The sequence below is a fragment of the Rhodococcus sp. WB1 genome (genome assembly GCF_001700945.1).
Taxonomy (GTDB): Bacteria; Actinomycetota; Actinomycetes; order Mycobacteriales; family Mycobacteriaceae; genus Rhodococcus; species Rhodococcus aetherivorans.
In genome coordinates this window covers 2,783,425-2,803,428 of sequence record NZ_CP015529.1, presented here as the reverse complement: position 1 = coordinate 2,803,428, position 20,004 = coordinate 2,783,425, and the positions used below count along the sequence as shown (strand labels likewise).

Sequence of the window (20,004 nt, the reverse complement as noted above, 5' to 3'; positions counted from 1 at the left end):
CCGTGCGCCGAGCGAATGTATCGCTCGCTACCGCTACGGAGATCGACGATACATTCGCTCGGAGCCGGGCCCGGCGGTCACAGCCCCAGCGAGCGCTGCACCTCCCGCAGCGTCTGCGCCGACGCCCGCAGCCCGGCGGCCTCGTCGGGCGACAGCGGGATCTCGAGCACCCGGCCGGCCCCGCGGCCGTCGACGATCGTCGGCAGCGACAGGCACACCCCGTCGATCCCGTGCACGCCGCGCTGCAGCGTCGAGACCGGCAGCACCCGGTGCTGGTCCCTCAGCACCGCCTCCACGATCCGGGCGGTGGACAGGCCGATGGCCAGGTTGGTGGCCCCCTTGCCCAGGATGATCTCGTAGGCGCTGCGGACCACCCGCGTGGAGATCTGCTCCCGGATCGCGGCGTCGAACGCCGCCGCACCGTTCTCGTCCCGGTACTCCGTGGCCGGCACCCCGCCCACCGTCGCGCTCGACCACAGCGTGATCTCGGAGTCGCCGTGCTCGCCGACGATGAGGGCGTGCACGTTCTCCACCGCGATGCCGACGTGCTGCGCGACGAGGAAGCGCAACCGCCCGGAGTCGAGAACCGTGCCGGACCCGAGGATCTGTCCGGCGGGGGCGTCGGTCGCGCGGATTGCCGCATACGTCACCACGTCGACCGGGTTGCTGACGAACAGCACCACGGCGTCGGGGGAGAGCGCGAGGAGGGCGGGCGTGAGCTCCTGCACGATGCGCACGTTCGCCGCCGCCAGCTCGAGCCGTGACTGGCCCGGCTTCTGCTTGGCGCCCGCCGTCACGACGATCAGGTCGGAGCCGGCGGTGACGGCGAGGTCGTCGGCGCCGTCGATGCGGCACGCCGGGGCGAACTGGGTGCCGTGGTTCAGGTCGAGCACCTCGGCCCGCACCTTGTCGGTGTTCGGATCGAACAGGGCCAGCGAATCCGCGGAGCCACGGATCAGGCACGCGTAGGCGACGGCGGTGCCGACGCTGCCGGCACCGACGATCGAAACCTTGGACTTGCGGGACGCACGGGTCGTCGACATGGACTCGATCGTCGTCGCTCCGCGCGCGATCCGCAGCCCGACCCCGCGGCCGCTAGCCTTCGAACCATGAGCGTTCCACCGTTCGACGCCGTGCTGTTCGACTTCTCCGGCACGTTGTTCCGGCTCGAGGAGGACGAATCCTGGCTGGCCGACGTCACCGACGACCGGGGCCGACCGTTCGACGTGCACCGGCAGGCCGAGCTGATGCGCCGGATGACCGCCCCGACCGGCCAGCCCGTCGAGATGGATGCCGCCGAGCATCACGCCTGGATCAACCGCGACCGGGATCCCCGCTGGCACCGCGACGCCTACCTCACGGTGCTGCGCCGCTCCGGGGTCGCCGACGAGGAGCAGGCCCTCGGCCTGTACGCGAAGCTGACCGATCCGCGGTGCTGGACGGTGTACCCGGACACGGTCCCGGTGATCGAGGCCCTCGCCGGCGAGGGCCTCGCCGTGGCGGTGCTGAGCAACATCGCCTTCGACATCCGGCCGGCGTTCGCGGCGCTCGGCATCGACGACCTGGTGTCGGAGTTCGTGTTGTCCTTCGAGGTCGGCGCGGTCAAGCCGGAGCCGGAGATCTTCCGCCACGCCGTCGATGCGCTCGGTGTGTCCCCGGAGCGCACGCTGATGGTGGGCGACAGCGAGGAGGCCGACGGCGCGGCCCGACGCATCGGCTGCTCGTTCGCCCTCGTGGAGCCGCTGCCCACCGCCGAGCGTCGCCGGGGGTTGTGGCGGGCCCTGTTCGCGGCCGGCCTCAGTCCTTCGGAACCAGGCGCAGGGAGATCGAGTTGATGCAGTACCGCTGATCGGTCGGGGTCGGGTACCCCTCGCCCTCGAACACGTGCCCGAGGTGGCTGTGGCAGGACGCGCACAGTACCTCCACCCGGCGCATGCCGAGGGAGTCGTCGGACCGCAGGATCACCGCGTCGCTCGTCGCCGGATCGAAGAAGGAGGGCCACCCGCAGTGCGAATGGAACTTCTCGGTGCTGCGGAACAGTTCGGTCCCGCAGGCGCGGCACTCGTACACGCCCTCGGTCTCCGTGTCGGTGTACTCGCCGACGAAGGGCCGCTCGGTGCCGGCCTGCCGCAGCACCGCGTACTCCTCGGGGGTGAGGCGCGCGCGCCATTCGTCGTCGCTCAGGGACACCTTCGGCGCGGGTTCGGTCGGGACAGGGTCAGCCATGCGCTCCACGCTAGCCCTCACCACGGTTCGTCGCCACGAGCTCGGCCTGCGGCGCGGTCTTGCGTTCCGGCAACAGGAACGACGGCTCGATGCCGTCCGCCAGCCGGCCCTCCCGCCGGGCGGCCAGATACCGGTCGAGCAGCACCGCGAAGATCACGATGAGCAGCAGCGACCAGCCGAACGTCGTCTTCATGTACTCGGCGGCGCGCCCGGCCTCCGGCCACCGCCCCGACAGCCAGCTGTCGTAGCTCATGAAGCCGTAGACCGCGAGCCACGCCGGCCAGTTCCGCATCACCGAGTTGGGCAGCACCACCGTCATCAGCAGCGGGAACAGCATCATCGAGTAGTACATCTGGCCGAGCGAACCGAGCAGGAACGACGCGGTGAGCAGCACCCCGGTGCTCGTGCCGACGAAGAACAGCTCGTCGTGGCGGCAGTACCGGTACAGCAGCCACAGCGAGACGACGACCATGACACCCAGCACGACGCGCAGCGCGAGGATCAACCACGCCGGCAGGCCGTAGTACATGCCGTTGCCGACGATCGCGCTGTTGAAGTAGTCGCGCGCCTCGAACAGGTACGGCGTGGTGCGCTCGACGAACGCCCACGCATCCACCGAGAGCGGCCACGCGACGAGCGTCAGTCCGAGGGGGACCGCCGCGGCGGTGGCGAACACCTTCCACTGCCGCCGCACGAACGGAATCAGCAGCAGCGGCGCGAGGATCGGTTTGACCGCGAACGTCAGCCCGATCGCGACGCCCGCCCACAGGTCGCGCCGCCGGAGCAGCAGCGCCAGGAAGGTGACCTCGCCGAGCAGGACGAGGCCGTTGATGTTGGTGAACACCAGGGTGTTCGTCACCGTCTCGGAGCTGAACGCCGCGAGCAGCAGGATCGGCGCGAGCACCGAGTCGAGGCCGTAGCCGAACATCCGCAGCAGCAGGTACAGCGCCACGATGATCGCGATCGCGTTGGCGATGATGAACAGCCACCGCGATCGCTCCGGGTCGATCACCGCGATCGGGGAGATCAGCAGGGTCCCGGACGGCGGGTACAGGTAGTGCGGGTCCACCCACTCGAAGTTCGCGGTGTACACGGGCCGGCGGTTGAGAAACGCCAGGGCCGCGTTGTAGACGGGGGTGAAATCGTCGGTGCGGAATCCGTTGACGGCCTTGACCGCCACACGGTGCAGCACCGTGAGCACGGCCAACGGCCACACAACGCACTTGACCACCTCCGCGGTGGTGCGGGCGGTGCGGGGCTCGAGGCGGCTGAGGAACACTACGGCACGGTACACCGGGAGCCGGTGGTGGCCACCCACCGTCCCCTCCTCGCGGCGCCGGGCCCGGGCCACGTCGGACGCGGGGTCACGCCGGGCACAGGCTGCCGTTCGGCGGTAGCGCACCGGTGTCGAGATACTCCGCCACCCGTGTCTGGATGCAGCCGGAGTGCAGGGCCGCGGAGTATCCGGCGCCCTGCCACGACAGCGCCGCCCACCGCGCCGAGACGGCGGTGAGGGCTCCGGTGACCGAGTCGAGCCCCGCGCTGCCGACGAGCGGGTCGGCGGCGCCCGTCGTCACCAGCACGGGCACGCGGACCTCCGCCGGCAGCGGCGGGGTCGGCATGCTCGGCCAGGCGCTGCACGCGGTGAGACCGATCGCCGCGTCGCCACCGAACAGTGGGTAGTTCGCCGACCACGTCCGCTGCAGTTCGGCGGCCCGTGCCGTCGTGGGCCACCGCTGCCCGTCGCTGCAGCGGGAGACGAACTGCCCGTCGGACAACAGCACGGCCTCGGCGGCGCCGACGAGCTCGAGCATCGGCGTCACGTCGCCCGCGCCGGCCGCGGACAGCGCGTCGGACAGCTCGCGGACCCGGGTCGGCGCGTCGCTGCGGGGAGTCCCCAGGAACCACGTCACCGCGGTGAGCAGGGAGTTCGACGACAGCGGGGCGAGCGTGCCGGCCGCGGCCCGGGCGTGCAGATCCTCGAGCGCGGCCCGCGGATCCGGGCCCAGCGAGCACGCCAGCGCAACGCACTGGCGGGCGAATGCGTCGACCGCCGACTCTGCGCCGCGCACCCGGCTCTCGGCGAGCATCTCGGCGTCGGCGGTGGCCGCGGCGGGGGAGTCGAGGACGAGACGGCCGAGGGTCGTCGGGTACTTCGACGCGTAGGCCAGGGCGACCGTGGCGCCGTTGCCGATGCCGAGCACACCGATCCGCTCGACCCCCCACGTGGTGCGCAGCTGCTCGAGATCGTCGGCGGCGTGGGCCGCCCCGAACAGCAGTTCCTGCGGCTGCAGGTAGTCGGTGCATGCGATGGTGGCCTGCCGGCCGAGCTCGGCGACCCGGTCGGGTCCGTCGCCGGTACGACCGAACTGTCCGTGGTCGGCCAGGGCGCGTCGGTCCGCTCCGAAGATGCACTCGATCGGCTGGGACGCACCGAGGCCGCGCCGATCCACCGCGACGACCGGCCGGGAGGCCACGAGCTCGGCGAGCGAGCCGGTCGACAGCGCGGCCAGCGCCCGGGTGGAGGGCAGGTCCGCCCCCGTCGTCATGACGAGCGGGGCCGCATCGGCGGGGGTCTGCGCCAGCCGGGCACGCAGCACGTCGAGGGGGAACGAGCCCGGCACGGTGCCCGCGGCGTCGATCGCGGCCGGAATCTGGGCGCACTCGAGGACGAGACCCGTCGGGCCCGGCGGCAGGGCCTGCGCGGCGAGGGTGTCGGCGGTGCAGTCGCGCCAGTCCAGGTCCCGGGCGGGCACCGGCAACTCGGGCGCGGCGGCCGGGTCCTCGCCGGTGGGGGTGGCCCGGCCGTCCGCCTCCTGCACCACGGCGACGTCGGGACGCACCGAGGGGCCCGCCCCGCACGCGGCGGTCATCGCTCCGAGCACGACGATGCCCATCGTGAGCACACCGGTTCTGCGCATGGGCACAGCCTGCCAGGTCGGTGCGGCGGGCCGCGCACGTGACCGGATCGTCCGATCCGCCGGACGTGACGATCAGGTGTACGTGATGTGAAGTAGGTCGCAATCTGCCCTCGGTGTACCGGTCGCCTCGAGCTCCGGCCCTACCCTGGAGAAATGCACGAACGTCTCGTCGATCGCAATCCCGTGGTGCCGTCCGACCAACTGGTGGCCCAGATGGTTCCGCCCGCGATGTTCGACGACGTGAGCTTCGCGTCCTACATTCCCGATCCGAACGAGCCGAGCCAGGCGACCGCCGTCCGGACGGCGGAGGAGTTCGCCCACAAGATCGCCAAGATCCGGGGCGGTGGCCGGCGCGGCCTGTTCGGCCGCAAGGCGCCGTCCACCGGCGCCGGGCTCTACCTCGACGGCGGCTTCGGCGTCGGCAAGACCCACCTGCTGGCCTCGATCTTCCACGCGGCGCCGTCGCCGAAGGCGTTCGGCACGTTCGTGGAGCTGACCCACGTGGTCGGCGCTCTCGGCTTCAACAAGGCCGTCGAGGAGCTGTCGAACCACAGCGTGCTGTGCATCGACGAGTTCGAGCTCGACGACCCGGGCGACACGATGCTGGTGTCCCGGCTGCTGACCGAGCTGTCCGCGCGAGGCGTGTCCATCGTCGCGACGTCCAACACCCTGCCCGGGCAGCTGGGGGAGGGCCGGTTCGCGGCGCAGGACTTTCTGCGCGAGATCAAGAAGCTCGCCGCCATCTTCGAGACCATCCGTGTGGACGGACCCGACTACCGGCACCGCGACCTGCCGCCGGCACCGGACCCGATCAGCTCCGAGGACCTGCTCGATCGAGCCGATGCGGTGGCCGGCGCCACCCTCGACGACTTCGACGAATTGTGCGCGCACCTGAGCACGCTGCACCCGTCGCGGTACGGCAAGCTCGTCGAGGGCGTCCCGGCGGTCTTCCTCAACGGGGTCCATCCCGCCCACGACCAGTCGGTGGCGCTGCGCCTGGTGGTTCTCGCCGACCGGCTCTACGATGCGAGCATCCCGGTGACCGTCGCCGGCGCGAAGCTGGACGAGATCTTCACCGCCGAGATGCTTGCCGGCGGCTACCGCAAGAAGTACCTGCGCGCGACGTCGCGCCTGCTGGCACTGTCGCGGTTCGAGACCGCGGCCAGCTGAGTCACGCTCCCGGCGGACGCCGCCGGGAGCGCAGGACCTCGCGTCAGAGGGTGCGTTGCATGACGTAGTCGTGGTGGGTCTGCGAGCCGACCTGGAACGTCCGCGTCCCCACGACCTCGAACTCGTTCTTGGCGTAGAACCGCCGGGCGCGTGAGTTCTGTTGGTTGACCCCCAGCCACAGCCCCCGGCAGCCGGTCGCCCGGGCGTGGTCGACGATGGCAGCCATCAGTGCCGCCGCCACACCGGTGCCGTGCTTGCCCGGGAGCACGTAGAGCTTGCTGATCTCGGTGGTCGGCAGCGCCGTCACGGCTTCGCGGACCGCCGGGTCGGCGGGTTCGGCATCGATTGCCATGAGGTAGCCCACGATCTCGCCACCGACCGTCGCCTTGAGGACGATGCGGGTCGGGTCGGTGAGGTACTCGCTGAACCGTTCCGCGGACAGGGTCTCGTCGATGAAAGCGGCGATGTCCTCCTGGGAGGCATCGGACGGGCAGGCCAGGGGGAACGTGGTGGCCGCGACGTCGGCGATGGTCTCGGCATCCCAGATCCCGGCCTGCTCGACGGAGACGTTCGCGGTGGATTCCTCGAGTGACGGCGTTGGCATAGCAACCAGTAGATCACTCGGCGCTCCGCCGCGGCGACGCTCGGGGAACGGAGCACGCCCGAGGTCCGGAAATGGCTGAACCCCAGCCTTGGATGGGGGGTCATGGCTGGGGTTCATTACCATCGGGGGGATGGCACCTCCGACAATACATGAGGGATTCCTCAGGTTCCAGCCGGGTGGGTCACGGTTCGGTCACGCGCCGGTTACCGGGGTGGTTGCCTTCTGCGAGCCGACGCTCTACTGTGGGCTCTCATGAAGCGCGTACTCGTAGTTCACCGCCGTAGCGGGGTCTGATTCGGACCGACCCCTCGCTGCGGGTCGTTGAGCTACCTGTCGGTCCTCCCTTCGCGCGGAAGACCTCCTTCGATGAACGCCTTCACCTCCACCGCTCTGATTCCTGCCGCCGGCTGCACGGACACTCCCCGCTCGGCGCCGATCGATCCCTTCGCCGCACGCTACGGTCGGTTCCTGCCGCGCGAGCTGCGCGCCGAGTCCGCCGGCATGAGCTGGGCCGAGTTCACCGCCACCTATGCGCCGCAGCACGGGCCCGTGCGGCTCGGTGGCTGGTACGCCGAGGCTGCGCGCGCCGGCCGCTGCAACTACGAGGCCACCTTCGGCGTGGGGGAGACCATCCACACCGCCGCGGCGACCGCCACCGGCCCGGTGTCTGCGATGACCGCCATGATGCACACCCTCGGGATGCCGCTCGAGATCCTCTCCTTCCACCAGTTCGACCTCGGTGACACCCACGCGACGTTCCTGCTGTGCGAGGCGGACGGCCGCCGGCTCTGGAGCATGGGAATCGCGGCGACCGGGACCGAATCGGCACTGCGCGCGATGACCGCCGGCGCCAACCGGCTGCATGCCTCCCGCTGACGGGGTGGCGATACGGCGAAGGCCCTCCCGGTCGGGAGGGCCTTCGCCGTGTGGATGGTGCGCGATACTGGGATTGAACCAGTGACCTCTTCCGTGTCAGGGAAGCGCTCTCCCGCTGAGCTAATCGCGCGGGTGGTGGAGCGGATGACGGGATTCGAACCCGCGACCCTCACCTTGGCAAGGTGATGCGCTACCAGCTGCGCTACATCCGCATGTGCACCTCTCTTCCCGGTGGCCCGGGTCGAGAAGTGCGGGGTGAAACCTGGTCGATCGTGGTGCGCGATACTGGGATTGAACCAGTGACCTCTTCCGTGTCAGGGAAGCGCTCTCCCGCTGAGCTAATCGCGCGGGTGGTGGAGCGGATGACGGGATTCGAACCCGCGACCCTCACCTTGGCAAGGTGATGCGCTACCAGCTGCGCTACATCCGCATGTGCACCTCTCTTCCCGGTGGCCCGGGTCGAGAAGTGCGGGGTGAAACCTGGTCGATCGTGGTGCGCGATACTGGGATTGAACCAGTGACCTCTTCCGTGTCAGGGAAGCGCTCTCCCGCTGAGCTAATCGCGCGAGGTGGAGACGGGAATCGAACCCGTGTGCACGGCTTTGCAGGCCGTTGCCTCACCACTCGGCCACTCCACCGTAAAAGGTCGAGTCCAACCTCTCGAGCGGATGACGGGATTCGAACCCGCGACCCTCACCTTGGCAAGGTGATGCGCTACCAGCTGCGCTACATCCGCATCGCACCGTCCGGCGTCGTGCTCTCCGTGGTGCGGTTGAGAACATTAGCCGACCATCGTCAGAACACACAAATCTGCAGGTGAGGGCGCGGACGAGGCGTCCTCGTGGGTCGTGAGGGCCCTCACCGGCGCCGGCGTGCGGGCTCCGGCGGATCCGGCGTGCGCGGCACGGGCTCCCGCGCCGGGGCCGATGGCGGTGCGCCCGGCCTCCGTCGCCACCGAAAACGGGGGTCGACCAGGCGATTCGTGTTCACCCGGTGGGCGTGTTAATGTTCCTTCTCGTTCGAGCCGCTGCGAAGCGGCCCGGTCCCGTGGCTCAGTGGAAGAGCGTCCCGTTCACACCGGGGAGGTCGCTGGTTCGATCCCAGCCGGGACCACAGCACCGACGAAGGGCACCCCCACGGGGGTGCCCTTCGTCGTTTCGGGCGCGGCTCGATGCGCGCCCGGACGGAACAGCCGTCGGCGGAGCGGTCGTGACCTGCGCGTTCATCGGACCGCACTGCGCAGATGGCAGGATTGCGGTCGGTGTGAGGAGGATGCGGCTGATGAGTGTCGCCGACAACAACTGGCCCCTGGTCGGGGCCACAGGAGCACGATTCGGATCTGCCGGCCGACGGCGGAAGGACCGCCCGGCCCCGGCCCCCGGCGCGACCGACCGGCACGAGGCCACGCCCGCGGTGGACCCGCCGGCGACGGGTGCCTTCGCGACCGTCGCCGCCCCGGCGTCGACCCCGATGCCCGCCGCCGTGACCGCGGTCCCGAGGGAAGAGGAGCCGAGCGGGGCGCAGCCGTCGTTCGTGCGGCCCTTCGTGCGCAGCCAGGGACGGACCCGCGCCGAGGTGGATCTCCCGCTCGAGGTCCTCGTCTCGGCCGTGCCCGACGCCGTGGGAGCCGCGGGCCTCGAAGAACACCGCACCATTCTGGCGCTGTGCGCCGAACCCCGCTCCATCATGGAGATCGCGGCTCTGGCCAAGCTGCCCCTGGGGGTCGCGCGGGTCCTGGTGGGCGACCTCGCCGCCACCGGGGAACTCACCGTCCACCGGACCGTCGACGGGGTCGGCCCCGACGCCCAGCTCCTGTCGCGGGTTCTCGGCGGACTGCGCCGCCTGTAGCCTGCACCGCTCCAGCCTGCACCGCTCCAGCCTGCACCGCTCCGGCCCGCACCGCCCCGGCGGTGCCCGGGTGAACGGGCGACCGGGGTGGTGTCGATAGCATGGTCTGGTTGCCGACGCGTGGCATGCCCCGCGGCGTCGGTGCACCCATCACCGGCACGAGCCCGAGGAGCCCACCACAGTGACGACGCCCGCATCCGTAGACCCAGCCGTGCTCGTCCGGGTGCCCGCGGGGACCACTGCCGGTGCCGCCCTCCGGGAGGCCGGCCTACCCAACAGCGGACCCGACGCGATCGTCGTGGTCCGCGACGGCGAGGGCCGGCTGCGCGACCTGTCGTGGACGCCGGAACAGGACACCGAGATCGAGCCGGTCGCCGCCGGTACCGAGGACGGCCGCTCCGTCATCCGGCACTCCGCGGCACACGTCCTCGCCCAGGCCGTGCAGCAGGAGTTCCCGGAGGCCAAACTGGGCATCGGGCCCCCGATCAAGGACGGCTTCTACTACGACTTCCAGGTCGACCGACCCTTCACCCCGGAGGACCTCGCGAAGCTCGAGAAGCGCATGAAGCAGATCGTCAAGGGCGCGCAGCGGTTCTCCCGCCGCGTCGTCGAGAACCTGGACGACGCACGCGAGGAACTGAAGAACGAGCCGTTCAAGCTCGAACTGATCAGTGAGAAGTCGGCCGGCAACAGTTCCCTCGACGAGGACCCCGAGATCATGGAGGTCGGCGGCGCGGAACTGACGATCTACGACAACCTCAACCCTCGGACGGGCGAGAAGATCTGGGGCGACCTGTGCCGCGGCCCGCACATCCCCACCACCAAGTACATCCCGGCGTTCAAGCTCACCCGCAGCTCCGCCGCCTACTGGCGCGGTGACCAGGACAACGCCGGCCTGCAGCGCATCTACGGCACCGCGTGGGAATCCCCGGAGGCACAGGAGCGCTACCTCGAGCTGCTCGCCGAGGCCGAGCGCCGCGACCACCGCAAGCTCGGCAACGAGCTCGACCTGTTCAGCTTCCCCGACGAGCTCGGTTCCGGTCTGCCGGTGTTCCACCCCAAGGGCGGCATCATCCGCCAGGAGATGGAGAACTACTCGCGTCGGCGGCACGTCGAGGCCGGCTACGAGTTCGTGTACTCCCCGCACATCACCAAGGGGCACCTCTACGAGGTGTCCGGTCACCTCGACTGGTACCGCGACGGCATGTTCCCGGCGATGCACATCGACGAGGAACTCAACGAGGACGGCACCGTGCGCAAGCCGGGCCAGGACTACTACCTCAAGCCGATGAACTGCCCGATGCACAACCTCGTCTTCCGTTCCCGCGGCCGCTCCTACCGGGAGCTGCCGCTGCGGCTCTTCGAGTTCGGCTCGGTCTACCGGTACGAGAAGTCCGGCGTCGTCCACGGCCTGACCCGGGTGCGCGGTATGACGCAGGACGACGCGCACATCTACTGCACCCGCGAGCAGATGCGCGACGAGCTGACCACGACGCTGAACTTCGTCCTCGACCTGCTGAGGGACTACGGCCTCGAGGACTACCACCTGGAGCTGTCGACGAAGAACCCCAAGAAGTTCGTCGGCGACGACGTCCTGTGGGAGGAGGCCACCGACACGCTGCGCGAGGTGGCCGAGGGCTCCGGGCTCGATCTCGTGCCGGACCCGGGTGGCGCCGCCTTCTACGGGCCGAAGATCTCCGTCCAGGTGCAGGACGCGCTCGGGCGCAGCTGGCAGATGTCGACGATCCAGCTCGACTTCAACCTGCCCGAGCGGTTCGAGCTCGAATACACCGGTCCCGACGGCAGCAAGCATCGGCCGGTGATGATCCACCGGGCCCTGTTCGGCTCGATCGAGCGCTTCTTCGGCGTGCTCACCGAGCACTACGCCGGCGCCTTCCCGGCGTGGCTCGCCCCCGTGCAGGTCGTCGGGATCCCCGTCGCGGAGGCCTTCGAGGATCACCTGTTCGACGTCACCCGGCAGCTGAAGGCGGCCGGGGTGCGTGCGGAGGTCGACACCAGCGACGACCGGATGCAGAAGAAGATCCGCAACCACACCACGCAGAAGGTGCCGTTCATGCTGCTCGCGGGCGAGCGTGACGTCGAGGCCGGGGCGGTCAGCTTCCGGTTCCGGGACGGCAGCCAGGTCAACGGTGTGCCCGTGGCCGACGCGATCCGTCTGGTCACCGAGTGGATCGGACGGCGGGAGAACGCCTCGCCCACCGCGGAGCTCGTCGCTCCCGTCGACCGGGGCGGCGCCGCGTGAGCGGCGACTGCTCCGACGACGCCCTCGTCGATCGCGGTGCCGGAGAACCCGACCACCTGCAGCGGCTGTGGTCCCCGCACCGGATGTCGTACATCGCGGAGGCACCGCGATCCAAGGAGGCGCCGTACGAGCCCTTCACGGACATCCCGAAGATGCGGGACGAGGAGGGTCTCGTCGTCGCGCGCGGCGAGCACGTGTACGCGGTGCTCAACCTGTACCCGTACAACCCCGGTCATCTGATGGTCGTGCCGTACCGCCGGGTCGCCAACCTCGAGGACCTGACCCCCGAGGAGAGCACCGAGTTGATGGCATTCGCGCAGCGGGCGATCCGGGTCATCAAGAGCGTCTCGCGGCCGCACGGCTTCAACGTGGGCCTCAACCTCGGGGCCGCCGCCGGCGGCTCGCTCGCCGAACACCTGCACCTGCACGTGGTGCCGCGGTGGGGCGGCGATGCCAACTTCATCACCGTCCTCGGCGGCGCCAAGGTCATGCCGCAGCTGCTGCGGGACACCCGCGCGTTGCTCGCGGCGGCCTGGAACGAGTGACGCCGCACCGGGCCCCGGCCCCGGTGTCCGTCGCCGCCCCCGCCTGTATGTTTGTCGCCGTTCGCGGGCGTGGCAGGATCGTGTCCCGGACGCAACGGTGTGAACGGAAGACGGGGGTCGGTGGATGCTGAGCTTTTTCGGGCGTGCGTCGGTGTCGAAGGTCACCGCCCCGCTCGGCAGGGCCTTGATCCGCACCGGCCTCACGCCGGACGCGGTGACACTCATCGGCACCGTTGCCACGATCGCCGCCGCCGTGACGCTGTTCCCGATGGGGCAGCTGTTCTGGGGTGCGATCGTGATCTGGCTGTTCGTGATGTTCGACATGCTCGACGGGGCGATGGCCCGCGCCCGCGGCGGCGGCACCCGCTTCGGCGCCGTCCTCGACGCCACCTGTGACCGCCTCGCCGACGGCGCGATCTTCGCCGGGCTGGCCTGGTGGGCCGTCTACGGGGAACAGAGCCGACCGTTGCTGATCGCAACTCTGATCTGCCTGGTCACCTCCCAGGTCATCTCGTACGCCAAGGCCCGCGCCGAAGCGAGTGGCCTGTCCGCCGACGGCGGCCTGATCGAGCGGCCCGACCGGCTCGTCATCGTGCTGGTCGGCGCCGGCGTCACCGGACTCGGCGTGTGGTGGGCGATCCACGCCGCCATGTGGCTGCTCGCCGCCGGCTCGGTGATCACCGTGTTCCAGCGGGTGCTCGCCGTGCGCCGCTCCCCGGACGCCCGCGAGCTGCTGCCCCTGCCGTCGTCGACCCCGGCCGACGGAGAAGCCCGATGAGCGCGACCGAACGTGCCTCCGACCTCGGCTACGCCGCCGGGTGGCGGCTCGTGCGGGCGCTGCCCGAGTCCACCGCCTGCCGCCTGTTCGACCTCGGCGCCGACGTCGCCGCCCGGCGCCACGGTGGCCCACAGCAGTTGCGCCGCAACCTCGCCCGGGTCCTGGGCGTGCCCGCCGCGCAGGTCCCGGACGAGCTGATCCGGCAGTCCGTGCGGTCCTACGCCCGCTACTGGCGGGAAGCGTTCCGGCTGCCCTCGATGGACCTGACCGTGACGGCCGCCGCCCTCGATCACGCCGTCGAGGGCCGCGAGCACATCGAGCAGGCACTGGCGGCCGGGCGCGGTGTGATCCTCGCGCTGCCGCACAGCGGGAACTGGGACATGGCCGGCGTGTGGTGCACGCAGACCTACGGTGGCCTGTCGACGGTGGCCGAACGCCTGCGCCCCGAATCGCTCTACCAGCGGTTCGTCGCGTACCGCGAGAGCCTCGGCTTCGAGATCTTCCCGCTCAGCGGGGGTGAGTCGCCGCCGTTCGACCGGCTCGCGACGCGGCTGCGCGAGAACCGGATCGTCTGCCTGCTCGGCGAGCGCGACCTGGCCCGCAAGGGCGTGCCGGTGACGTTCTTCGGGGAGCCCACCCGCATGCCCGCCGGCCCGGCGAAGCTCGCCGCCGAGACCGGCGCGCCGCTGCTGCCGGTGCACTGCTGGTTCACCGACGGCGGCTGGGGTTTCCGGGTCCACCCCGAACTCGACGTCACCGGCGGGATCGGGCCGGCGACACAGGCCCTCGCCGACTGCTTCGCCGCCGACATCGCCGAACACCCCGCGGACTGGCACATGCTGCAACCGCTCTGGTTCGACGACCTCTCCGAGGCCCGCCTGGCCCGAATGGAGGCGCGGTGAAGATCGGGATGGTGTGCCCGTACTCGTTCGACGTACCGGGCGGGGTGCAGGCGCACGTCGTGGACCTGGCCCACGTGCTCATCGAACGCGGCCACAAGGTCAGCGTCCTCGCCCCGGCGTCCGACCGCACGGAGCTGCCGGACTTCGTCGTCTCCGCCGGGCGCGCCGTCGCCATCCCCTACAACGGGTCCGTGGCGCGCCTGAGCTTCGGCCCCGTCTCCTATGCGCGGGTCCGGCGGTGGATCAACGACAACGACTTCGACGTCCTGCACATCCACGAGCCGAACGCGCCGAGCCTGTCGATGCTCGCGCTGAAGATCGCCGAGGGCCCCATCGTCGCGACGTTCCACACGTCGACGACCAAATCGCTGGTGCTGAGCACCTTCCAGGGTGTGCTGCAGCCGTATCTCGAGAAGATCAGCGGCCGCATCGCCGTGTCCGAACTCGCCCGGCGCTGGCAGGTGACGTCGCTCGGCTCGGACGCCGTGGAGATCCCGAACGGTGTCGACGTGTCCTCGTTCGCTCACGCCCCGACGCTGCCCGGCTATCCCCGCGCCGGCCGCACCGTGCTGTTCCTCGGCCGGTACGACGAGCCGCGCAAGGGCATGGCGGTGCTGCTCGGCGCGTTGCCGCTGCTCGTCGAGCACTACCCGGACCTCGAGATCCTCGTGGTCGGCCGCGGGGACGAGGACCGGTTGCGCAAGGAGGCCGGCCGGTACGCCCGGCACCTGCGGCTGCTCGGCCAGGTGTCCGACGCGGAGAAGGCCTCGGCGATGCGCAGCGCCGACGTGTACTGCGCCCCCAACCTCGGTGGGGAGAGTTTCGGGATCGTGCTGGTGGAGGCGATGGCCGCCGGTACCCCTGTGGTGGCCGGCGAACTCGACGCGTTCCGCCGGGTACTGCGCGACGGGCGCGCCGGCGTGCTCGTCCCGCTGGGCGACTCGGAGGCGCTCGCCGCCGCGATCCGCGGCCTGCTCGACGACGGTGCCCGCCGTCGCGCCCTGGTGGCGGCGGCGAACGAGATCGTCGGCTCCTACGACTGGCCGGTGGTGGCCGAGCAGATCCTGCGCGTATACGAAACCGTCACCGTCGGCGCCGGGCCGGTTCGGGAGGTCCGGTCGTGAGGTGCGGGCCGGCGACGGCACCGCGTGAGGGGAGTGGGACGTGACGCTGTCCGCGGTCACCGTTCTCGTCCTGGCGCTGATCTCCGCGATCATCGTCGCGCTCGGGTTGTGGGCCTACGGCACGGCCAACCGGCTGGACCGGCTCCACGTGCGTTCGGACCTCTCCTGGCAGGCGCTCGACGCCGCCCTGGCCCGTCGCGCCGTGGTGGCGCGCGGCATCGCGGCCTCCACCCCGGTCGCCGAGGGCCGTCGGCTGGCCGCGCTGGCCGACCGCGCCGAACGGGCGGACCGTGCCGAACGGGAATCGGCGGAGAACGCGCTGTCGGCCGCGTTGGCCGCGGTGGACACCGAGCGGCTGCGCCCGCAGTTGGTGGCCGAACTCGCCGATGCCGAGGCGCGGGTGCTGATCGCACGGCGGTTCCACAACGACGCCGTCCGCGACACGCTGACGCTGCGCAGCCGCCGGCCGGTGCGCTGGCTGCATCTCGGCGGCACGGCGCCGTTGCCGAACTACTTCGAGATCGCCGAGCGCACGAACCCGGCTGCGGCGACGGGCCTGTCGCTCGACGAGACGCGCACCTCGGCGCGGGTGGTGCTGTTCGACCACGAGGGACGGGTGCTGCTGCTGCGGGGCCACGACCCGACCACGCCGGACGTGCACTTCTGGTTCACCGTCGGCGGTGCGGTCGAGGTGGGGGAGACGCTGCGCGCGGCCGCCGTCCGCGAGGTGGGGGAGGAGACCGGGTTGCCGGTCGCGCCCGAGCAGCTGTGCGGGCCCATGTGGCGGCGGGTGGCGGTGTTCCCCTTCAACGGCGAGCTCATCCGCTCGGAGGAACTGTTCTTCGCGCTGCAGACGCCCGCCTTCGAGCCGGGCGACGGCGGATTCACCGACCTCGAGCGCCGCATGAGCCTCGAGCACCGCTGGTTCGCCGAGGGCGAGATCCGGGACCTGCAGCGCCACGGCGAGGCCGTGTATCCGCAGGATCTCGCAGACCTGCTGGGGGAGGCGCGCGACGTCGCCGTGCGTCGTGTGGAGCCGGAGGTCCGCGCCATCCGGTGAGCGCCGGCACTCGAGGCAGGCGGAGTCGATTGCCTGCGAGGCAGGCGGAGTCGATTGCCTGCGAGGCAGGCGGAGTCGATTGCCTGCGAGGCAGGCGGAGTCGATTGCCTGCGAGGCAGGCCAGGGCCTCGCGACTGGCTATGGGACGGTCCCCGTGGTGCCCCTAGAATCGGGAGCGGCGCCGCGACGTGCCCGATTCCGTCCGCCGCGTCAGTTTCTGCAGGCCATACCCCAGGAGTTCTTGCTGTGAGCAGCCCCGAGTCCGTTCCCACCACCGGCACCGCCCGCGTCAAGCGCGGTATGGCCGAGATGCTCAAGGGCGGCGTGATCATGGACGTGGTCACCCCCGAGCAGGCGAAGATCGCCGAGGACGCGGGTGCCGTCGCCGTCATGGCGCTCGAGCGCGTCCCCGCCGACATCCGCGCCCAGGGTGGCGTGTCCCGCATGTCCGACCCGGACATGATCGAAGGCATCATCGAGGCCGTGTCCATCCCCGTGATGGCCAAGGCCCGCATCGGTCACTTCGTCGAGGCACAGATCCTGCAGGCCCTCGGCGTGGACTACGTCGACGAGTCGGAGGTGCTCACCCCCGCCGACTACGAGAACCACATCGACAAGTTCGCCTTCACCGTGCCGTTCGTGTGCGGCGCCACCAACCTCGGTGAGGCGCTGCGCCGCATCAACGAGGGCGCGGCGATGATCCGCTCCAAGGGCGAGGCCGGCACCGGCGACGTCTCCAATGCCACCACCCACATGCGGAAGATCCGCCAGGAGATCCGGCGGCTGACCTCCCTGCCCGAGGACGAGCTGTACGTCGCGGCCAAGGAACTGCAGGCGCCGTACGACCTGGTGGTCGAGGTCGCGAAGGCCGGCAAGCTGCCGGTGACGCTGTTCACGGCCGGCGGCATCGCCACCCCGGCCGATGCGGCGATGATGATGCAGCTCGGCGCCGAGGGTGTGTTCGTCGGCTCGGGCATCTTCAAGTCCGGCAACCCCGCCGAGCGTGCCGCCGCGATCGTCAAGGCCACCACCTTCTACGACGACCCGGACGTGCTCGCAAAGGTCTCGCGTGGCCTGGGCGAGGCCATGGTCGGCATCAACGTCGACGACATCCCGGTTCCGCACCGCCTCGCCGAGCGGGGCTGGTGACCCCACCGCCGCCGGCATCCCCGCGTGCGACGGGAGCCTCCGACCGTGTCGGAGGCTCCCGTCGCTTCTCGCCGGGCCCTGCGGATAGCCTGTCGCAGGACCGGGAAGGAGCCCGCATGGCGAAGATCGAGGAGATCCTGGCGCTCGAACACCTCGAGAAGAACATCTTCCGGGGCGTGGCGACGGAGACGTCGCTGCAGCGCACCTTCGGGGGGCAGGTCGCCGGACAGGCGCTGGTATCCGCGGTGCGCACCGTCGATCCCGCGTACTCGGTGCATTCGCTGCACGGGTACTTCGTCCGCCCAGGCAACCCCGAGAAGCCGATCGTGTATCTCGTCGACCCGATCCGCGACGGCCGGTCGTTCGGCACCCGGCGGGTGACCGCCGTGCAGGACGGGCAGGCGATCTTCACCATGTCCGCGTCGTTCCACGTCCAGGACGACGGCATCGAGCACCAGGACGAGATGCCCCAGGTGCCGGATCCCGACGACCTCGCCGACCTCGCGGACTCGGACGACCCGGGGAACCTGTGGGCCAGGCGCGAGTGGCCGGAATGGGACCTGCGACGGGTGCCGGAGGATCGCCTCTTCCGGCGCGCCGGCATCGTGTCACAGCAGCAGGTGTGGTTCCGGGTCCGTGACCCGCTCCCGGACGACAACGTGCTGCACGTGTGCACCCTGGCGTACATGAGCGACATGACGCTGCTCGGCTCCGCGAGCGTCGCCCATCCCGACGAGCAGACGCAGGGCGCCTCCCTCGACCACGCCATGTGGTTCCTGCGCTCGTTCCGCGCCGACGATTGGCTGCTGTACGACCAGACGTCCCCGTCGGCAGGTTTCGGGCGGGCCCTGACGCAGGGCCGCATCTTCGACCGGAACGGGCGGATGGTCGCCGCGGTGGTGCAGGAGGGACTGGCCCGCTACCTGCGCTGATGCGCCGGCATCCGGCTCGCGGTCCGTGAGCCGGGACACCCCGCCGCGGCTGCTAGCGTTGATATCCAGGCTTCGGACGGGTGTCGTCCCGTCCCCGACAGAACAGGCGACAGTGGGAAGTTCTCCGACCATCGGCGTGCTCGCGCTCCAGGGCGATGTACGCGAGCACCTGACCGCACTCGAGGCGGCCGGCGCCCGCGCGATCGGGGTGCGCCGGACCGCCGAACTCGACGCCGTCGACGGCCTGGTGATTCCCGGCGGGGAGTCCACCACGATGAGCCGGCTGCTGCAGGTGTTCGACCTGCTCGAGCCGCTGCGCGCCCGGTTGAAGGCCGGCCTGCCCGCCTACGGGTCCTGCGCGGGCATGATCCTGCTCGCCTCGCAGGTGCTCGACACCCGCCCCGACGCCGAGCACCTCGACGCCCTCGACATCACCGTCCGGCGCAACGCGTTCGGCCGGCAGGTCGACTCGTTCGAGGCCGACCTCGACGTCGCGGGCATCGAGGGGGATCCGGTGCGCGCGGTGTTCATCCGAGCGCCCTGGGTGGAGGAGGTCGGTCCCGGCGTGCAGGTCCTGGCCACCGTCCCCGAGGGACCGGCCGCCGGACGGGTGGTCGCGGTGCGGCAGGGAGCGGTGCTGGCGACGTCGTTCCACCCCGAGGTCACCGGTGACCTGCGGGTGCATCGGCTGTTCGTCGACACCGTCCGTTCGGGGCAGGTCGGCGCGGAGTAGAATCGACCCTCCGAACCAGTCGGACCCGGTCCGACCTCACCTCGCCGGAAGGGGCTCCAATCGAATGAGCGGCCACTCCAAATGGGCCACCACCAAGCACAAGAAGGCGGCCATCGACGCCAAGCGCGGCAAGATGTTCGCGAAGCTGATCAAGAACATCGAGGTGGCGGCCCGGACAGGCGGTGGTGACCCGGCGGGCAACCCGACGCTGTACGACGCCATCCAGAAGGCGAAGAAGAACTCGGTCCCCAACGACAACATCGAGCGGGCCCGCAAGCGCGGCGGCGGCGAGGAAGCCGGCGGCGCGGACTGGCAGACCATCACCTACGAGGGCTACGGCCCCAGCGGTGTCGCCATCCTCATCGAGTGCCTCACCGACAATCGCAACCGCGCGGCGGGCGAGGTCCGCACCGCGATGACCCGCAACGGCGGCAACATGGCCGACCCCGGCTCGGTGTCCTACCTGTTCACCCGCAAGGGCGTCGTCGTGCTCGAGAAGAACGGCCGCACCGAGGACGAGATCCTCGAGGTCGTGCTCGAGGCCGGCGCCGAGGAGATCAACGACCTCGGTGACAGCTTCGAGATCGTTTCCGAGGCCGGCGATCTCATCGCTGTGCGCACCGCGCTCGTCGAGGCCGGCATCGACTACGAATCGGCCGACCCGGACTTCCGGGCCTCGGTCGAGGTCCCCGTCGACGCGGACAGCGCCCGCAAGGTGTTCAAGCTCGTCGACGCCCTCGAGGATTCCGATGACGTGCAGAACGTCTACACCAACGTCGACGTCTCCGACGAGGTCCTCGCCGAACTCGACGCCTGAGACGGACGGCTCCCGGCCGGGGCTGCGTGTCGATACCGCGACGCGCCGCCCCGGCC

The 20,004-nt window shown here is 70.7% G+C and carries 19 protein-coding genes and 8 tRNA genes; 15 read left to right on the top strand and 12 right to left on the bottom strand.

Annotated elements, in window-relative coordinates; all coding sequences use genetic code 11:
• Nucleotides 1-77: 77 nt before the first annotated feature.
• Nucleotides 78-1,043, bottom strand: a complete 966-nt coding sequence (locus A4U64_RS12365; RefSeq protein ID WP_029543449.1) for an L-lactate dehydrogenase — start codon at nt 1,041-1,043, stop codon at nt 78-80.
• 66 nt (nt 1,044-1,109) lie between these two features.
• On the opposite strand from A4U64_RS12365, the gene A4U64_RS12360 reads away from it, so the two are divergent.
• Complete coding sequence (locus A4U64_RS12360; RefSeq protein WP_006938076.1) at nt 1,110-1,835, top strand: HAD family hydrolase; 726 nt, start codon at nt 1,110-1,112, stop codon at nt 1,833-1,835.
• On the opposite strand, the gene msrB is transcribed toward A4U64_RS12360, so the two are convergent.
• The 3 genes from msrB to A4U64_RS12345 are packed head-to-tail and all read right to left on the bottom strand — an operon-like array spanning nt 1,798 to nt 5,147.
• Nucleotides 1,798-2,226 (bottom strand): peptide-methionine (R)-S-oxide reductase MsrB, encoded by a 429-nt coding sequence (msrB, locus tag A4U64_RS12355; protein WP_037201669.1) that lies wholly within the window; start codon nt 2,224-2,226, stop codon nt 1,798-1,800. The two genes, A4U64_RS12360 and msrB, sit on opposite strands and share 38 nt — an antisense overlap.
• Nucleotides 2,227-2,236: 10 nt before the next feature.
• Nucleotides 2,237-3,544 (bottom strand): glycosyltransferase family 87 protein, encoded by a 1,308-nt coding sequence (locus A4U64_RS12350; RefSeq protein WP_006938070.1) that lies wholly within the window; start codon nt 3,542-3,544, stop codon nt 2,237-2,239.
• Nucleotides 3,545-3,590: 46 nt separating this feature from the next.
• Nucleotides 3,591-5,147, bottom strand: a complete 1,557-nt coding sequence (locus A4U64_RS12345; RefSeq protein WP_180987016.1) for an alpha/beta hydrolase — start codon at nt 5,145-5,147, stop codon at nt 3,591-3,593.
• 153 nt (nt 5,148-5,300) lie between these two features.
• Here A4U64_RS12345 and zapE point away from each other — a divergent pair, with 153 nt between their 5' ends.
• Nucleotides 5,301-6,317, top strand: a complete 1,017-nt coding sequence (gene zapE / locus A4U64_RS12340; RefSeq protein WP_043798161.1) for a cell division protein ZapE — start codon at nt 5,301-5,303, stop codon at nt 6,315-6,317.
• 43 nt (nt 6,318-6,360) lie between these two features.
• Here the strand turns inward: zapE and A4U64_RS12335 are convergent, their stop codons facing one another.
• A complete protein-coding gene (locus A4U64_RS12335) occupies nt 6,361-6,921 on the bottom strand; it encodes a GNAT family N-acetyltransferase (protein WP_006938062.1) in 561 nt (186 codons plus the stop codon).
• Between the two features lie 366 nt (nt 6,922-7,287).
• Between A4U64_RS12335 and A4U64_RS12330 the strand changes: the two genes are divergently transcribed.
• Nucleotides 7,288-7,797 (top strand): hypothetical protein, encoded by a 510-nt coding sequence (locus A4U64_RS12330; protein WP_006938061.1) that lies wholly within the window; start codon nt 7,288-7,290, stop codon nt 7,795-7,797.
• 55 nt (nt 7,798-7,852) lie between these two features.
• Here the strand turns inward: A4U64_RS12330 and A4U64_RS12325 are convergent.
• The 7 genes from A4U64_RS12325 to A4U64_RS12295 form a co-directional block, all read right to left on the bottom strand.
• Nucleotides 7,853-7,927 (bottom strand) — tRNA-Val (locus A4U64_RS12325).
• Between the two features lie 6 nt (nt 7,928-7,933).
• A tRNA-Gly gene (locus A4U64_RS12320) sits at nt 7,934-8,009 on the bottom strand.
• Between the two features lie 61 nt (nt 8,010-8,070).
• Nucleotides 8,071-8,145, bottom strand: a tRNA-Val gene (locus A4U64_RS12315).
• 6 nt (nt 8,146-8,151) lie between these two features.
• A tRNA-Gly gene (locus A4U64_RS12310) sits at nt 8,152-8,227 on the bottom strand.
• Nucleotides 8,228-8,288: 61 nt separating this feature from the next.
• Nucleotides 8,289-8,363: transfer RNA gene (locus tag A4U64_RS12305), tRNA-Val, on the bottom strand.
• A 1-nt stretch (nt 8,364) separates the two neighbouring features.
• A tRNA-Cys gene (locus A4U64_RS12300) sits at nt 8,365-8,435 on the bottom strand.
• Nucleotides 8,436-8,460: 25 nt separating this feature from the next.
• Nucleotides 8,461-8,533, bottom strand: a tRNA-Gly gene (locus tag A4U64_RS12295).
• Nucleotides 8,534-8,838: 305 nt separating this feature from the next.
• Here A4U64_RS12295 and A4U64_RS12290 point away from each other — a divergent pair.
• The 12 genes from A4U64_RS12290 (at nt 8,839) to A4U64_RS12235 (ending at nt 19,948) form a co-directional block, all read left to right on the top strand.
• Nucleotides 8,839-8,910, top strand: a tRNA-Val gene (locus tag A4U64_RS12290).
• A 168-nt stretch (nt 8,911-9,078) separates the two neighbouring features.
• Nucleotides 9,079-9,645 (top strand): DUF742 domain-containing protein, encoded by a 567-nt coding sequence (locus A4U64_RS12285; protein ID WP_050035141.1) that lies wholly within the window; start codon nt 9,079-9,081, stop codon nt 9,643-9,645.
• Between the two features lie 181 nt (nt 9,646-9,826).
• On the top strand, nt 9,827-11,908 hold the full coding sequence (gene thrS, locus A4U64_RS12280) for a threonine--tRNA ligase (protein ID WP_065922612.1): 2,082 nt from the start codon (nt 9,827-9,829) through the stop codon (nt 11,906-11,908).
• Nucleotides 11,905-12,453 carry an HIT family protein gene (locus tag A4U64_RS12275; protein ID WP_006943832.1) on the top strand — a complete coding sequence of 183 codons (549 nt, stop codon included), beginning with the start codon at nt 11,905-11,907 and terminating at the stop codon, nt 12,451-12,453. Before thrS ends, A4U64_RS12275 begins: the two co-directional genes overlap by 4 nt.
• 124 nt (nt 12,454-12,577) lie before the next feature.
• Complete coding sequence (gene pgsA, locus A4U64_RS12270) at nt 12,578-13,231, top strand: phosphatidylinositol phosphate synthase (protein ID WP_006943830.1); 654 nt, start codon at nt 12,578-12,580, stop codon at nt 13,229-13,231.
• Entirely contained in the window at nt 13,228-14,133 is a 906-nt protein-coding gene (locus tag A4U64_RS12265; RefSeq protein WP_006943828.1) for a phosphatidylinositol mannoside acyltransferase, read from the top strand. Before pgsA ends, A4U64_RS12265 begins: the two co-directional genes overlap by 4 nt.
• Nucleotides 14,130-15,257, top strand: coding sequence for a glycosyltransferase family 4 protein (locus A4U64_RS12260; RefSeq protein ID WP_065922611.1), 1,128 nt, complete (start codon nt 14,130-14,132; stop codon nt 15,255-15,257). The genes A4U64_RS12265 and A4U64_RS12260 overlap by 4 nt, the downstream gene beginning before the upstream one ends.
• A 40-nt stretch (nt 15,258-15,297) precedes the next feature.
• Nucleotides 15,298-16,317, top strand: coding sequence for an NUDIX hydrolase (locus A4U64_RS12255; RefSeq protein WP_006943826.1), 1,020 nt, complete (start codon nt 15,298-15,300; stop codon nt 16,315-16,317).
• 300 nt (nt 16,318-16,617) lie between these two features.
• On the top strand, nt 16,618-17,466 hold the full coding sequence (gene pdxS, locus A4U64_RS12250; protein ID WP_202916740.1) for a pyridoxal 5'-phosphate synthase lyase subunit PdxS: 849 nt from the start codon (nt 16,618-16,620) through the stop codon (nt 17,464-17,466).
• Nucleotides 17,467-17,582: 116 nt separating this feature from the next.
• Entirely contained in the window at nt 17,583-18,398 is an 816-nt protein-coding gene (locus tag A4U64_RS12245; protein WP_006941032.1) for an acyl-CoA thioesterase, read from the top strand.
• A 112-nt stretch (nt 18,399-18,510) separates the two neighbouring features.
• On the top strand, nt 18,511-19,131 hold the full coding sequence (gene pdxT, locus A4U64_RS12240) for a pyridoxal 5'-phosphate synthase glutaminase subunit PdxT (RefSeq protein WP_006941031.1): 621 nt from the start codon (nt 18,511-18,513) through the stop codon (nt 19,129-19,131).
• 64 nt (nt 19,132-19,195) lie between these two features.
• Nucleotides 19,196-19,948 carry a YebC/PmpR family DNA-binding transcriptional regulator gene (locus tag A4U64_RS12235; RefSeq protein ID WP_006941030.1) on the top strand — a complete coding sequence of 251 codons (753 nt, stop codon included), beginning with the start codon at nt 19,196-19,198 and terminating at the stop codon, nt 19,946-19,948.
• Nucleotides 19,949-20,004: the final 56 nt, after the last annotated feature.

Bases quoted from the DNA above. Each gene is read 5' to 3' on its own strand.
- A4U64_RS12365 (WP_029543449.1), bottom strand. From the start codon at position 1,043: ATGTCGACGACCCGTGCGTCCCGCAAGTCCAAGGTTTCGATCGTCGGT.
- A4U64_RS12360 (WP_006938076.1), top strand. From the start codon at position 1,110: ATGAGCGTTCCACCGTTCGACGCCGTGCTGTTCGACTTCTCCGGCACG.
- msrB (WP_037201669.1), bottom strand. From the start codon at position 2,226: ATGGCTGACCCTGTCCCGACCGAACCCGCGCCGAAGGTGTCCCTGAGC.
- A4U64_RS12345 (WP_180987016.1), bottom strand. From the start codon at position 5,147: ATGCGCAGAACCGGTGTGCTCACGATGGGCATCGTCGTGCTCGGAGCG.
- zapE (WP_043798161.1), top strand. From the start codon at position 5,301: ATGCACGAACGTCTCGTCGATCGCAATCCCGTGGTGCCGTCCGACCAA.
- A4U64_RS12335 (WP_006938062.1), bottom strand. From the start codon at position 6,921: ATGCCAACGCCGTCACTCGAGGAATCCACCGCGAACGTCTCCGTCGAG.
- A4U64_RS12330 (WP_006938061.1), top strand. From the start codon at position 7,288: ATGAACGCCTTCACCTCCACCGCTCTGATTCCTGCCGCCGGCTGCACG.
- A4U64_RS12285 (WP_050035141.1), top strand. From the start codon at position 9,079: ATGAGTGTCGCCGACAACAACTGGCCCCTGGTCGGGGCCACAGGAGCA.
- pgsA (WP_006943830.1), top strand. From the start codon at position 12,578: ATGCTGAGCTTTTTCGGGCGTGCGTCGGTGTCGAAGGTCACCGCCCCG.
- A4U64_RS12265 (WP_006943828.1), top strand. From the start codon at position 13,228: ATGAGCGCGACCGAACGTGCCTCCGACCTCGGCTACGCCGCCGGGTGG.
- pdxS (WP_202916740.1), top strand. From the start codon at position 16,618: ATGGCCGAGATGCTCAAGGGCGGCGTGATCATGGACGTGGTCACCCCC.
- A4U64_RS12245 (WP_006941032.1), top strand. From the start codon at position 17,583: ATGGCGAAGATCGAGGAGATCCTGGCGCTCGAACACCTCGAGAAGAAC.
- A4U64_RS12235 (WP_006941030.1), top strand. From the start codon at position 19,196: ATGAGCGGCCACTCCAAATGGGCCACCACCAAGCACAAGAAGGCGGCC.